This window comes from Paraclostridium sp. AKS73, from assembly GCF_025671395.1.
Taxonomy (GTDB): Bacteria; Bacillota; Clostridia; order Peptostreptococcales; family Peptostreptococcaceae; genus Paraclostridium; species Paraclostridium benzoelyticum.
In genome coordinates this window covers 20,356-35,442 of sequence record NZ_JAIXHU010000034.1, presented here as the reverse complement: position 1 = coordinate 35,442, position 15,087 = coordinate 20,356, and the positions used below count along the sequence as shown (strand labels likewise).

10 protein-coding genes and 5 pseudogenes are annotated in these 15,087 nt (G+C 29.3%); 2 read left to right on the top strand and 13 right to left on the bottom strand.

Annotation, left to right across the window (positions count from 1 at the left end):
• The first annotated feature begins 186 nt into the window (after positions 1-186).
• A complete protein-coding gene (locus LEQ07_RS15485) occupies positions 187-978 on the top strand; it encodes a threonine/serine exporter family protein (RefSeq protein ID WP_046822788.1) in 792 nt (263 codons plus the stop codon).
• A complete protein-coding gene (locus LEQ07_RS15480) occupies positions 978-1,568 on the top strand; it encodes a threonine/serine exporter family protein (RefSeq protein WP_064503606.1) in 591 nt (196 codons plus the stop codon). The genes LEQ07_RS15485 and LEQ07_RS15480 overlap by 1 nt, the downstream gene beginning before the upstream one ends.
• A gap of 35 nt (positions 1,569-1,603) precedes the next feature.
• Here the strand turns inward: LEQ07_RS15480 and LEQ07_RS15475 are convergent, their stop codons facing one another.
• The 13 genes and pseudogenes from LEQ07_RS15475 to LEQ07_RS15410 all read right to left on the bottom strand — a co-directional run bounded on the left by LEQ07_RS15475 (position 1,604) and on the right by LEQ07_RS15410 (position 15,042).
• Entirely contained in the window at positions 1,604-2,044 is a 441-nt protein-coding gene (locus LEQ07_RS15475; RefSeq protein WP_046822787.1) for a SoxR reducing system RseC family protein, read from the bottom strand.
• Between the two features lie 10 nt (positions 2,045-2,054).
• The gene (locus LEQ07_RS15470) at positions 2,055-2,255 is read right to left on the bottom strand and encodes a metal-sensitive transcriptional regulator (protein ID WP_332842564.1); all 201 of its coding nucleotides are present in this window, start codon (positions 2,253-2,255) and stop codon (positions 2,055-2,057) included.
• A gap of 188 nt (positions 2,256-2,443) precedes the next feature.
• Positions 2,444-4,232: pseudogene (aspS, locus tag LEQ07_RS15465) on the bottom strand (aspartate--tRNA ligase).
• Positions 4,233-4,270: 38 nt separating this feature from the next.
• Positions 4,271-5,531, bottom strand: a pseudogene (gene hisS, locus LEQ07_RS22665) (histidine--tRNA ligase).
• Positions 5,521-6,995, bottom strand: a pseudogene (gene hemZ / locus LEQ07_RS15455) (coproporphyrinogen dehydrogenase HemZ). The pseudogenes hisS and hemZ overlap by 11 nt, the downstream one beginning before the upstream one ends.
• 37 nt (positions 6,996-7,032) lie before the next feature.
• The gene (locus LEQ07_RS15445) at positions 7,033-7,650 is read right to left on the bottom strand and encodes an MBL fold metallo-hydrolase (RefSeq protein ID WP_263331325.1); all 618 of its coding nucleotides are present in this window, start codon (positions 7,648-7,650) and stop codon (positions 7,033-7,035) included.
• A gap of 13 nt (positions 7,651-7,663) precedes the next feature.
• Positions 7,664-8,112 (bottom strand): annotated as a pseudogene (dtd, locus tag LEQ07_RS15440) (D-aminoacyl-tRNA deacylase).
• Between the two features lie 9 nt (positions 8,113-8,121).
• The gene (locus LEQ07_RS15435; protein ID WP_263331324.1) at positions 8,122-10,326 is read right to left on the bottom strand and encodes a RelA/SpoT family protein; all 2,205 of its coding nucleotides are present in this window, start codon (positions 10,324-10,326) and stop codon (positions 8,122-8,124) included.
• Between the two features lie 74 nt (positions 10,327-10,400).
• The gene (locus LEQ07_RS15430) at positions 10,401-10,913 is read right to left on the bottom strand and encodes an adenine phosphoribosyltransferase (RefSeq protein WP_021428377.1); all 513 of its coding nucleotides are present in this window, start codon (positions 10,911-10,913) and stop codon (positions 10,401-10,403) included.
• 10 nt (positions 10,914-10,923) lie between these two features.
• Entirely contained in the window at positions 10,924-11,322 is a 399-nt protein-coding gene (locus LEQ07_RS20235) for a single-stranded-DNA-specific exonuclease C-terminal domain-containing protein (RefSeq protein ID WP_317852097.1), read from the bottom strand.
• Positions 11,268-13,300 (bottom strand): annotated as a pseudogene (gene recJ, locus LEQ07_RS15420) (single-stranded-DNA-specific exonuclease RecJ). Before recJ ends, LEQ07_RS20235 begins: the two are co-directional and overlap by 55 nt.
• Positions 13,301-13,378: 78 nt before the next feature.
• The gene (locus tag LEQ07_RS15415; RefSeq protein WP_263331320.1) at positions 13,379-13,570 is read right to left on the bottom strand and encodes a hypothetical protein; all 192 of its coding nucleotides are present in this window, start codon (positions 13,568-13,570) and stop codon (positions 13,379-13,381) included.
• A 17-nt stretch (positions 13,571-13,587) separates the two neighbouring features.
• Complete coding sequence (locus tag LEQ07_RS15410; protein ID WP_263331319.1) at positions 13,588-15,042, bottom strand: ABC1 kinase family protein; 1,455 nt, start codon at positions 15,040-15,042, stop codon at positions 13,588-13,590.
• Positions 15,043-15,087 lie beyond the last annotated feature (45 nt).

Below are 15,087 nucleotides of genomic sequence, written 5' to 3'. Positions count from 1 at the left end.
AAAATAAAACGTCTATATGAATCTGAATATATATATATTTAATAGTTATATTATTTATAAAATTGTGTAATTTAAATATAATTTTCAAATTATATTTAATGTGTTTTTATAGTGAATAAATATGTGTAATATAGTGCAATAATTTGATATAATCTTTATTGTTATATTTATTTAGGAGGTGTAATTTTGGATAGAGAAAATAACATTGATCAACACGGAAAAAAGAATATCTTCAGACTAGCACTTTTCACCGGGGAGCTGATGCTTCGAAATGGTGCTGAAACTTATAGAGTAGAGGACACCATACTTAGAATTTGTAATTCTAGAGGTTTTAAACATGTAAACGTATTTACATCCCCTACTGTAATAATTATCTCAGACGAAAGATTCGATGGTATAACGTTTATGAAGACTATAAAAAATAGAGGTATAAACATAAATAAAATCGACCTTTTGAATGCATTTTCAAGGGAATTTGTCTCTAATAAAGATTTATCAATTGAAGATGCACTAATTCAGCTTAAAGGAATTGAAAAAGCTAAGTCTTATAACCAATGGGTAGTATATATAGGAACTGGGCTTGGATCTGCATGCTTCTCAGTTTTATTAGGTTGTACAGTAGTAGATTTTTTATTTACATACATAACATCGATTTTCGCTGTTATAATATTTGATAAAATATTTAGTATTAGTTCTATACCTTCATTTTCTACACTTGCAGCTTCAATTTTCATAGCAGTTGTAGGTGTTAGTTTATCAAGCTTAGGACTTTTGAGTCAACCTAATACACTTATTGTAGGATCTATAATGCCTCTACTTCCTGGAGTTTCATTAATTAAAGGCTTAAGAGACCTTATTTCTGGAGATTTAATTTCAGGGGTAGCTAGAGCTTTTGATGCTGCATTAACCGCAACCGCTATAGCTGTCGGAGTAGGATTTGTTCTTGAAGTATGGCTTAGATTAGGAGGTATATTATAATGAGTAGCATGCCTTTATATTTACATTTTATATTTAGTTTTTTATGTACAATAGGATTTGCTATATTTTTAAGTGCTCCTAAGAGATCTCTTTATGTATCTGGTTTAATAGGAGCTATAGGATGGGTTTTATATGTATATCTATTTAAAGCTACAAACAATCCAGCTTTATCAAACTTTGTTCCAGCAACTATAATAGGTATTGCTAGTGAAGTTTGTGCTAGAAAATTAAAACAGCCAGCTATCGTCTTTGTAATACCTGGTATAATTCCTTTAGTCCCTGGACTTGGAATGTATAACACAATGCTTTATTTAGTTCAAGAAAACTATGAACTAGCTGCATCTACAGGTGCAACTGCACTTTTGGTCGGAGGCGCTATATCTCTTGGTATATTACTAGTTACTTCATTTGTTAAAACTATAAATACAATAAAATTAAATAAAGCTACATTTGGATTTAACCACGTTATAACAAAAAAAGATTCCAACTATGAAAATAATATAATGACAGAAGATAGTGATTTAGATATAGATTTGGCAATAGATAAAGATAAAAATGTACAAGAAGATGATAAAAAAGATTTAAAATAGATAATAAAAGAGGAAGTCGTATAACTTCCTCTTTTTTATATATTTATTTTATCTATAACCTTAGTTATTACTGGTATATACTGTCTACTTTCTCTAAGCTTTGAATCTTTCTTTTTTATAAATAAGTAAACTAACCCGGTTAACACTAGAGCTATTACAGCACTTAATACTTCTTTATTAACAGATGTATTAATTAAATTCAATATACTATATGAAACCACTGTACCACCTAAAAGCGCTACTAAAGGAATTATATATACTATAGATGCAGCTTTTATTACATTTATAGAATCCATGTTTAATTCTACATAGTCACCTACTTTAGCTCCTATAGTATTATCAACTTCAACAACTATATCTTTTTTATCAGTAGATGATGCACACTTACCACAAGATGCACAAGCTGAATGCTGTTGCATTTTTATTTTAGCAGTTATACTATCTACTATTTCTACTACATACCCATGTTGATTCATAGTACTCCCCCTATTTTGTAAATTTGTTTATAGTTTCCATCAGTTCAGAAATTAATTCTTCTGATTCTTGTGTTTCACCCTCTTTTATCGAGTTTGATACACATCCTTTTATATGATTTTCAAGTATTATATTTCCAACTCTATTTATAGCTGATCTTATTGCGGATATTTGGACTAGAATATCTACACAATATCTTTCATCCTCTACCATCTTTTGAATACCCTTACTTGTCCTTCAATTCTATTTAATCGCTTTATGATGGCTTCCTTATCATTGTTTTTAGCTAATTTTTTCTCCATATTATTACCTCTTTTTCATTCATATAATATATTATATATTATTTTCTTCAAAAAATAAATACTGCTGAATTTTCTTCAACAGTATTTATTTTAAACGTGCTATTCTTTATCTTTTATATCAACTTTTATATTTAATTCTTCTAATTGAACTTCTTCTGCAATTGCAGGAGCATTAGTCATAGGACAAACAGCACTTTGATTTTTAGGGAATGCTATTACATCTTTTATATTAGTAGTTCCAGCTAATATCATTATAAGTCTATCAAGACCAAATGCCATACCAGCATGAGGTGGAGTACCATATTTGAATGCATCTAATAGGAATCCGAATTTTTCTTGAGCTTCTTCTTCAGTGAAACCTAATGCTTTGAACATTTTTTGTTGCACATCAGCATTAAATATTCTAACACTTCCTCCTCCTACTTCATAACCATTTATAACCATATCATAAGCTTTAGCTCTTAAAGAAGCTTTATCATTGCCTTCTAATCTTTCTAAATCTTCATCTAATGGAGAAGTGAACGGGTGATGCTTAGCTATCATTCTTCCAGTTTCTTCATCTTCTTCAAATACTGGGAATTCAGTAACCCATAACATTTCATAAGTATTGTTATCTAATAAGTCTAATCTTCTAGCTACTTCTAATCTTACTTGACCTAAAGCATCAAATACTACACTATCCTTATCTGCAACAAATAATAATAAGTCTCCAGATTGAGCATCCATTTTATTTAATATAGCATTTATTTCTTCTTCTGTGAAGAACTTAGCTATAGGAGATGTTACTTCATTATTTTCTCCAACTTTCATCCAAGCAAGACCTTTTGCTTTATAAGTTTTAGCATGATCTTCTAATTTTCCAATTTGTTTCTTAGAGAAATCTTCTGCTTTACCTTTTACGTTTATACCTCTAACACTCATTCCATCTTTAGTAGCATTAGCAAAAACACCAAATCCACAATTTGCAACTACATCAGATATATTAGTTAATTCATATCCAAATCTAGTATCAGGCTTATCTGATCCATATCTTTCCATAGCTTCAGCATAAGTCATCGCCTTAAGAGGTAAGCTAACCTCTACATTCAATACTTCTTTGAATATTCTTTGTACCATTTTTCCATTATAGCCATAACATCTTCTTGTTCAACAAAAGACATTTCACAGTCTATTTGAGTAAACTCTGGCTGTCTATCAGCTCTTAAGTCCTCATCTCTAAAACACTTAACTATTTGGAAGTATCTATCCATTCCACTTACCATCAATAATTGTTTAAATAATTGAGGTGATTGTGGTAGTGCATAGAATTTACCTTCATTTACTCTACTTGGTACTAAATAGTCTCTAGCTCCTTCTGGAGTTGGTTTTATTAAAAATGGTGTTTCTATTTCAAAGAAATTATTTTCTGTTAAGTAATTTCTAACTATACTAGCAACTCTACTTCTTAATATTAAGTTCTTTTGCATAGATGGTTTTCTTAAATCTAAATATCTATATTTAAGTCTTAACTCTTCAGATACATTATCGTCATCTTTTATATATATAGGTGGTGTCTCTGATTTATTTAGTAATTTTAATTCTGTAGCAAATACTTCTATATCACCTGTTGGTAAATTAGGATTTTAGAAGATCTTTCTGCAACCTTACCCTTTATTGCTATTACATACTCAGATCCTAATTTTTCAGCTTTTGCAAAAGCTTCTGCATTTACATCTGTGTCAAATATTATTTGGCAAATTCCACTTCTATCTCTTAAGTCTACAAATACTAATCCACCTAAGTTTCTTTTCTTTTGTACCCATCCCATAAGTACAACTTCTTCATCTATATTAGATTCTCTTAAGTCTCCACAATAGTGAGTTCTCTTTAATCCGTTTAGAGTCTCCATGTCTTTCCTCCAATATGTTATTAATTATTAAGAATTATCTATAATCTATTTTTTAATTCTTTAACGATTTCACTTAATTTTATACTAGTTTGTTCTGATGTTGACATATCTTTTAATTTTACTTCATCATTTGCTAATTCATCATCACCTATTACTATAGTATATTTTGCATTTAATTTATCTGAATATTTAAATTGAGCTTTTAAACTTCTATCTAAATGATCTTTATCTGCACTTATATGATTTTCTCTTAAATCTTTTAATATTTTAAAACTCTTAGTCTGAGCATTTTCACCTATTGTAGCTATGAATATATCTGTAGCTTTAGGATTTTCAATTTCTATATTATTATTTTCAAGAGTTAATAGTAATCTTTCAACCCCAAGAGCAAATCCAATTCCGCTAACGCCTTTAGGCCCTCCTAGTTGTTCTACTAGTCCATCATATCTACCACCACCACAAACTGTGCTTTGTGCTCCTATATCATTTGATATTATTTCAAAAGCAGTCTTTTTGTAGTAATCAAGTCCTCTAACTATAGTTTTATCAACTTTGAAATTTATACCCATTTCAGTTAAATACTCTTGAACTTTTGCAAAATGATCTTTGCAATCATCACATAAGTGATCTATCATATATGGAATATCTGCTAAATTTTCTTTGCAAACTGGGTTCTTACAGTCTATAACTCTCATTGGATTTTTTCTTTTCTCTCATTGCAAGTCTCACATAAAACATCACTTTTGCATCTAGATAATCCTTTAAAATATTATTATATTTTTCTCTACAAGTAGGGCAACCTACTGAGTTTATACAAGTTTCTAAATTATTTAATCCTACCTCATTGAAAAATTGAACAGCTAAAGCTATAACTTCAGCATCTATAGATGGTTTGTCACTACCTAATGTTTCTATTCCAAATTGATGGAATTGTCTTTGTCTTCCAGCTTGAGGTCTTTCGTATCTAAAGCATGGAGTTTGGTAGAATAATTTGGTTGGTTGAGTATCTGCATACATTTTATTTTCAATGAATGCTCTTACTGCACCAGCTGTACCTTCTGGTTTTAGCGTTATACTTCTATTTCCTTTGTCTTCAAAAGTATACATTTCCTTTTGAACGACATCTGTTGTTTCTCCGACACCTCTTTGGAATAACTCTGTATGTTCAAATATAGGGGTTCTTATTTCCTCATATCCAAACAATGCGCATACTTCTCTAAATTTATTTTCAACATAATTCCATTTATATGCATCTTTTGGAGTTATATCTTTAGTTCCTCTTGGAGCTTTAGTTAACATTTTTATATACCTCCTTTTCCTTTCTTTCTATCATTTCATCAACTCTATCTATGTAAATTTCTACATTTTTAACATTGTCAGTTCTTTCAATTCTATCTTCATCTACATATACATATTTGCTGATAGCACCTGCCCCTACAGCAAGATTACTTTGCTTTTCTTCCATAATTTGAATATTATATATACATTCAAATCCTTCTTTAGCATATCCTATGTTTTCAAGGTTTCCAAGCATATGTTTTTGTCTGTACATATAGTAAGGATTAAGCCCCATAGATTTTGCATACTCCATAGATAAATTTATCATGCTTATCATCTCTTCATATCTTGTAAGTTCATACTTATCTAGATTTTCTTTTAGTGTAGATGCTCTTTTTATTGCTAATGTATGTACAGTTAAACTCTCTGGAGAAAGTTCTTTTATTCTTTCTAAAGTATTTCTAACCATTTCCACATTTTCATCTACTAAACCTAGTATAATATCCATGTTTATATTATTAAATCCAAGCTCTCTAGCCATATTAAAACATCTTACTATATCATCTACGTTATGATCTCTACCTATTTTGACTAAGGTTCCATTATTCATAGTTTGAGGATTTATGCTTATTCTAGTAACATTATGTTTTTTCATAACTTCTAATTTTTCTCTAGTTATAGTATCTGGTCTTCCAGCTTCAACTGTAAACTCTTTTATTTTTGTTAAATCAAGTTCTATAAATAGAGATTTAATTAAATCATCTAGTTGCTCAGCCTCTAATGTTGTCGGTGTTCCTCCACCTATATATAAAGTTTCAATTTCTTTATTAGTCTCTTTTAATAGTTTCGCTAACCCTTTTATTTCCTTTACAATAGCTTTTACGTAATTCTCTCTTAAATGTCCAAATTGTTTCATAGGATTAGAAGGAAATGAGCAATATACACATCTCGTAGGGCAAAAAGGAATACTTACATATAAAGATATTTTGTTTTTATCAATAGGATATATAAATACACGCTCTCTTTTTGCTATATCTAAAGCTAAATCTATTTTTTCATCTTTTATTAAATAGTTATCTTTAAGGTTTTGTCTTATCTCAAATTCACTCAGTCCTTCATCTAATAAACTATGGACTATTTTAACAGGTCTTATTCCTGTCAAAATCCCCCATGGTACATAAGTGTCGTACAATTCACTTAAAACCTTAAATATACTTCTTTTTATAATAGTTTTAGATTTCTTTTTATCTCTTCTTCATTTAAAGAAGTTATATCAAAAACTTCTTCTTTACAAAGCTTTAAATCGTCTTTTTCATAGTATTTAGTTATACTCTTTATGCAATTTTTATCTTTAACAAACTCATTTATCAAAGTTTTTTCAAAGTTTTCATCTTCTTTTATAAATTTAAATTGAGTAGTAAATAACTTGAATAATTCTGCAATTTCATATTTGTAGTCATGTCCTTTTAACTCAATACCTAACATTTAAACTACTCCTTTATTGTTATTCTGAACAAACTCCTTATACTAAATATGGATTAGTTGCTTTTTCTATTCCCATTGTAGTATTTGGACCATGCCCTGGATATACGATTATATCATCTTCATATTTTTTTAATCTATTTAATGATTTTTTCATTTGGTTGTCATCTCCACTGTATAAATCAGTTCTTCCCATACTTCCAGCAAATAATGTATCTCCTGTAAACATGTGATTCCCAACTTTTATGCACATACAACCTTTTGTGTGTCCTGGAGTGTGTATAAACTTAAGCTTTAATTCTCCTAATTTTATACTGTCTCCATCATTTACATATTTATCTGCATCAAACTCAGTTGCTCCACAATGCATTCTATAACTCAAGTTTTTCTTTTTATCTAAAAGTAACTCTTTCTCTTCACTGTCAGCTATTATACATGCATTTGTAGTTTCTTTTAACTTAGGAACACAACCGATGTGGTCTCCATGTCCATGCGTAAGTATTATATATTTAACATCTATAAAGTTATCTTTTATAAATCTCATTAAATCATCTATTTCTCCGCCTGGATCTATAACCGCACCCTCTCTAGTGTTTTTATCTGCTATTAAGTATGTGTTTTCTCCAAATAAATGATCTGTGAATTTCTCTATTATCATAATTAAATCCCCCTTAAAAATTTTTTTCAGAATCTATAAGTATTGTAACTGGTCCATCATTATTAGTTCAACCATCATATGTGCTCCAAATTTTCCAGTACCAACATTTATATTTTGTTTTTTAGCTTTTTCTATGAATTCCTCATATAAATTATTAGCTAAATCTGGCTTAGCCGCTCCTGTAAAGTTAGGCCTTCTGCCTTTTCTGCAGTCTCCATATAATGTAAATTGTGAGACAACAATCAATTCTCCATTTATATCTTTAAGAGATAAATTCATTTTTTCATCTTCATCTTCAAATATTCTTAAGTTAACTATTTTTTCTATTAAATAATCAACATCCTTACTAGTGTCTTCATGTGTCACTCCTAAAAGTACTAATAATCCTTTTTCTATATTTGAAATTTCTTGCTCATCTACAGTGACACTCGATGATGCTACCCTCTGAACTACAGCTCTCATAATGCCTCCTTAATTTATAACTCTATAAATATCTTCCACTCCCGGTATTGCTCTTACCTTTTTCATTAAAAGAGTTAATGTTTCTATACTATCAACTTCTACAAGTAAGTTTACACTTACAATATTTAGTTTTCCTTTTCTTGCATTAATCCCATTTAATGATACTTTTTCTATAGACACAATATGCGTTATGTCATTTATAATTCCACGTCTGTCTTCTGCTTGTATTTGAATTTCCGCTTCAAACTTCGCATTATTGGAGTTTTCCCAAGAAACTTCTACTAATCTGTTTTTAAAATAGTCATTATCTAAGTTAGAGTTAGGACAATCCTTTCTATGTACTGCAACTCCTCTTCCCTTTGTTATATATCCTATAATCTCATCTCCAGGTATTGGATTACAGCACTTAGCAAATCTAACAAGTATATTATCTACTCCTTTTACCATAACTCCTTGAGGTGATGATTTTTCTTTTTTAGTATACTCTTGTTCTCCTATACTATGTTTATTTATATCATCTATGAGCTTTATATCAGAAGATTTCTTTACGTAATCTTTTTCATAAAGTTCTTTTATTTTAGGAACTATCTGAGATGGCATTATCCCTCCATATCCTATAGTTGCAACTAGATCATCTACAGTCGGTTGGTTAAACTTTCTTGCCATTTGAAGCATATACTTTTCAATTATTGGATCTTTTGTAGGTATGCTATATTTTTTAAATTCTTTCTCTAAAATCAAGCTACCTCTTTCTATATTTTCTTCTCGTCTTTCTTTTTTAAACCATTGTCTTATTTTAGACTTAGCGTTAGGAGTTTGTACTATATTTATCCAATCTCTACTTGGTCCACTTGAATTTGCTGAAGTTAAAATCTCAACAATATTACCATTTTGCAACTTATAGTCCAATGTAACTATTCTTCCATTTATCTTAGCTCCTACGCATTTGTTCCCTACATTAGTGTGAACTCTGTATGCAAAGTCAATCGGTGTTGACCCAGCAGGTAACTCTATTACATCCCCTTTTGGCGTAAATACATATACCTGGCTATTAAACACGTCATCTTTTAATGCATCCATAAATTCTTGTGGGTCCTTTAAGTCCTTTTCCCACTCCATCATCTGTCTTAACCATTGTAGTTTTTCTTCTAGTTTACTTTCCTTACCACTAGTTTTTCCTTCTTTATACTTCCAGTGTGCAGCAATTCCGTATTCTGCTATGTTATGCATTTCATTAGTTCTTATTTGAATTTCTAAAGGCTCTCCATCTGGTCCTACAACTATGGTATGTAAGGATTGGTACATATTAGGCTTTGGCATAGCTATATAGTCTTTAAATCTTCCTGGTATTGGCTTCCATAGAGTATGCACCATACCTAAAACTGCATAACAATCTTTTACTGAATTTACGATTATTCTAACTGCCATTAAATCATATATTTCTTCAAAATCCTTATGCTTGTTTTTCATCTTTCTATATATACTGTAGAAATGCTTAGGTCTTCCATATATATCACAATTTATATTAACTTCATCAAATTTTTCTTTAAGAATATGTACTATTCCTTCTATATAAGCTTCTCTTTGGCTTCTTTTTTTAGCTACTTTTTCCACCAAGTCATAATATCCATCACAATCTATATATCTAAGTGCGATATCTTCTAGTTCCCATTTTACTTTGTATATTCCTAATCTACTTGCAATTCCACCGTATATTTCTAGCGTTTCTGTCGCTTTAGCTTTAGCTTTTTCAGGCGGCATGAACTTTAGAGTCCTCATATTATGTAGCCTGTCGGCTAATTTTATAAGTATTACTCTTATATCTTTTGACATAGCTAAAAACATTTTTCTTAAGTTTTCAGCTTGTGTCTCTTCCTTAGACTTATACTTTATCTGTCCAAGTTTAGTTACTCCATCAACAAGGTCTGCGATTTCTTCCCCAAAATCTTTTTTAATATCTTCATATGTAAATTCGGTATCTTCAACTACATCGTGTAATAATCCCGCTGCTATAGTTTGCATATCTAATTCCATATCACAAAGTATATTAGCAACAGCTATTGGATGTATAAAATATGGCTCCCCAGATTTTCTTAATTGTCCTTCATGGGCTTTTTTACCATAGTAATAGGCTTTTTCAATTAAGTCTAAATCGCCATTAGGGGCATATCTTCTTATTTTTTCTATTAGTTCTTGTAATTGCTTATCTTGCATAGTACCACCTATTTTATAGTATAAATTTTGATATATATGAAAATAGTTGGCTTTTTACCAACTATTGAACACTATTAATATTTTACAAGTGAGTTTACATGATATTGAGATACTTTATCTCTACCATTCAACTCTTCTAATTCTATTAAAAATTGCATAGAAACAACTTCTCCACCTAATTTTTCTATAAGTTTAGCTGCAGCTTCCATAGTTCCACCTGTAGCTAATAAGTCATCTACTATTGCAACTCTTTGACCTGGTTTTATTGAATCTTTATGGATTTCTAAAGTGTCTGTCCCGTATTCTAATCCATATTCAAATTTTTCAGTTTCTCCTGGTAACTTACCTGGCTTTCTTACTGGTACAAATCCTATACCCATTCCATAAGCCACTGGAGTTCCCATTAAGAAACCTCTCGCTTCTGGTCCAACTATTATATCAACATTCTTATCTTTTAGATCTGCTATTATTTCATCTACCGCAAACTTAAATGCTTCTCCGTTGCTTAATAAAGTTGTTATGTCTTTAAATCCTATACCTGGTTTTGGGAAATCTTTAATCTCTCTTATTGAATCTTTTAAGTTCATTTAAATCCTCCTAATAGCTTTGCTTGTATTTATCCTTAAGTTGATTAAGTCCTTGTAGTACTTTACTTGAATCTAAATCAATCTTAGTACTTGGTTTTGGCATAATTTCCATTGTTAAAGTACTATTTTCATCTTCCACATGAAAATTAATTAAATCTAACTCTTTAAACACATTTAACATAGCAAATAATTTTATTGGTGATATGTTTAACTTAGATTTAATATCTAGTATATTAATTTTTATAACTTTATATTTAGACATTATTCTATATAAAGTTATAAATTCTTCTCTTTCTGGAATTATACTTCTAACAATATTATTTATATATATTAAATCATTCTTATCATAATATTTTATAATTTCACATCCATTGTCACTATCTCCATATAGGAATGAATATTCCTCAATATCATATAAATAATCATAAAGAATAATATTATTATATCTTTTAAATCTATTTTATCAATATAGGGAAAGAATATAAGTTGAACTTTGTTGTTTATATTCTCTATAATATTGTAATTTATGTCAAATTCATATTCAGTAAGTGATATATCTGATAATGCTTTAAAAAATCCATTTACTGAATTTGCAATTACTAAACTTTTTTCATTTATATAGTCAAATACATTTATATCTTTGCATCCATCTATATTAACTTTTCCATAATTTAAAATTTTATTATTTGAATCCAAGCAAGGTTTAATATTTCTAAATAAGTTTATACTTTCTATGTTTTTGCCAATATCTTTTGGATATGCCATCCTTATATCTTTTAGTAAAAATTGTATTTTCCTATTTCCCATATAGTTATTTTCATCCAATTGGAATAATACGTCAACCTTATCTCCTATGTCAAACTTCTCTGACATATATGCCATATTAAATCCTATACATTCATATACGCTATCTTTTCTAAGTTTAACTTTAAGTGGTTCTTGTCTTTTCCTAGTCTAAAGATACCTCTTATTTCTAAGTCTCTCATTATAAATCTAGGACTCGGATTACTCATTCCAAAAGGCTCTAAACTATGAAGTTCTTCTATTAAATTAAAATCTATAGAACCTTCATTTAATTCAAACTCTACAGATATATTTTCTACCATATCATCTTCTGTAAGTTGATAATTTGCAATTTCATTAACTTTTCTTCTTAAAGTTTCTATATTTTTAGAATCCATTGATAGACCTGCTGCTTGTTCATGTCCACCAAATTTATTTAGTAACTCTGAGCAATTAACTAAAGTATCGAATATACTAAATCCTTTTATAGATCTAGCAGACCCAGTAGCTTCTCCATCTTCAATAGTTAAAAGTATTGTTGGCTTATAATACTTTTCTGTCAATTTAGATGCAACTATACCTATAACTCCATGTTGCCATCCTTCTTTAGCTATTACTAATACTTTATCTGAATTATAGTTTTTGTCATTTAAAATTATATCTTCTGCTTCTTGATACATTTTAGCTTCTATCATTTGTCTTTCATTATTCTTTTCTTCTAATAGACTAGCTATTTCCATAGCTTCTTCTTTTGATTTAGTTGTAAATAATTCAACACCTAAATATGAATATCCTAATCTACCAGAAGCATTAATTCTAGGTCCTATAGAAAATCCTATATGTGATGAACCTATTTTATCTGTTTCAATGCCACAAACATTTATAAGTTCTCTTAGACCTATATTTTCTCCATCTTTCATAAGCTTTAAGCCATTTTTTACAATTATTCTGTTCTCATCCACCAAAGGTACTATATCACATATAGTTGCTAAAGTTACTATCTCTAGGTACTTGTACATAGAGGTTTTAAACTCATCTTCAGGAGTTAATGCTTGTATAATTTTGAATGCTACTCCACAACCACATAACATATCAAATGGATAGTTACAATCTTTTTGTTTAGGATTTATGACTGCATACGCATCTGGTATTTTATCTTGTACTTCATGATGGTCTGTTATTATAATATCTATACCCAATTCATTCGCCAATTCAACTTCTTTTACAGACGTTATTCCGCAATCTACACTTATTATTAAATCACACTCTTGTTCCTTCAGTATCCTTATTGCATCTTCATTTATACCGTATCCTTCTTCTAATCTATTTGGTATATAGTATTTAACTGGGTATCCTATAGAGTCGAAATATATACATAATATAGATGTAGATGATACTCCATCAACGTCGTAATCTCCATATATCCATATATTTTGATTATTTTCCATAGCATATTTTATTCTATCTACAGCTTTTTTCATATCTTTCATTAAAAATGGGTCTCTTAAGTAATCTAATGACGGATTTATAAAAATTTCAGCATCTTCTTCATTTTTAATACCTCTATTTTTTAAAATTTGCCCTATTTCCGGGGAAATCTTCATTTTTTTACCTAAATCATATTCTTTTATGCTGCCTTTGTACTTAAGTGTCCATTTTTTGTTAAACATGTATATCTCCCCCTATTTTTTTATATATTGTGATCTTATTATCTTAACAACTAAAAGTATTCCTACTAAAAAAGAAACTACAAACCCTGAAAAAGCAAGCACTTTAACCCACCAACTGCTATTTACATTTGGTGAAGCTATTATTAAAGATGACCCAACTAATAGTGCCGCTAAAACTAAACTTAGAGACAATTGAGTTGCCAAATCTGTTATTATTTTTTCTAATTTAGAGAATTTGACATCTTCAATATGAATTTTAATATTATTTTTTCTATATTTCTTAAAATAGATTTTACTTGTCTAGGAATTATCCTTATATCTGCAATGGCTTCTTGAGCACTTTGTTTTGATTCTTTTATTAAATTTTCAGGATTTAATCTATTTAAATAGTAATACTTCATAAATGATTTGCCTGCAACAGTTATTGAGAAATTAGGATTTAATTCTCTAGCCGTTCCCTCTAAAGTAATAAGAGCTTTTCCTAACAATACCAATTGAGGTGGAAGTGCAGCCTTGTATGTTCTACAAAATCTAAATACTTCATTTAATATATCTCCCAGATTTAATTTATCTATTGGTACATCATAATAATAATGCATTAAATACAGTAAATCTTGCCTTAATCCAGTTAAGTTAGTCTCATAAGATATTACATCCAATTCCATCAGTAAGTATATTATTCTATCTATATTTCTATCTACAGCTGCAAGTGTTATTGAATTTAATGTATTTAACATCTTCTTATCAATAATTCCAATCATACCAAAATCTATATACGCTATACAATTTTCATTTATAACAAATATATTTCCTGGATGTGGATCTGCATGGAAAAATCCATATTCAAAAATTTGTTTGAATAAAGATCTAATTCCTATTTCACTTATTTTTTCCGTATCCCAGCCTAACTTCTTCATTTTATTTACGTCACTAAGCTTAACTCCAACTATTTTTTCTAATACCAAGACTTTTTGAGTTGTATAATCCATAAACACTTTAGGTATATAAACTTCATTTGTATTTGAAAACATATTTTGGAATTTAACAGCATTTATAGCTTCAAAGTTATAGTCTAACTCTCTTAAAATTTGAGTCTCAAAGTCTTCAACTATACCTTGTGCATCTATATTTAAATCTTTCTTTATGTCCGTTAGAGCAGATGCAATAGACTTTAAAATCTCTATGTCCGATTTTATCAATTGTTCAACATTAGGTCTTTGAATTTTTACTATTACATTTTCTCCACTAATTAATTTTGCTTCATAAACTTGCCCTAGCGATGCGGCTGCTATAGGTGTCTCATTAAACTCTTCGAAAATTTTATCTATGGGTATACTAAGCTCTTCTTTTAATATACTCATAGCTATTTCAGTATCAAACACTTCCACATTATCTCTTAGTTTTATCAATTCACTTATAATACTTTGATCTAATAAATCTTTTCTAGTGCTTAATATCTGTCCTAATTTTACATATGTAGGACCTAATTCTTCAAATGTCTTTCTCAATCGTTCACCTGTAGTCATATTTTTTATTTCTGCTGGTGGATTTGTTATAGGAATTTTATAAGCTACTCCTTCTATATTAAGTTTCTCAACAATAATACTAAATCCATATTTTAAAAGTATATGGACTATTTCTTTATATCTTTTTAAATGTCTATAACTTACCTTCATTTTTCACACCCTAGTCTCAGTTTAAGTAGTTTTGTTTTATAAGAG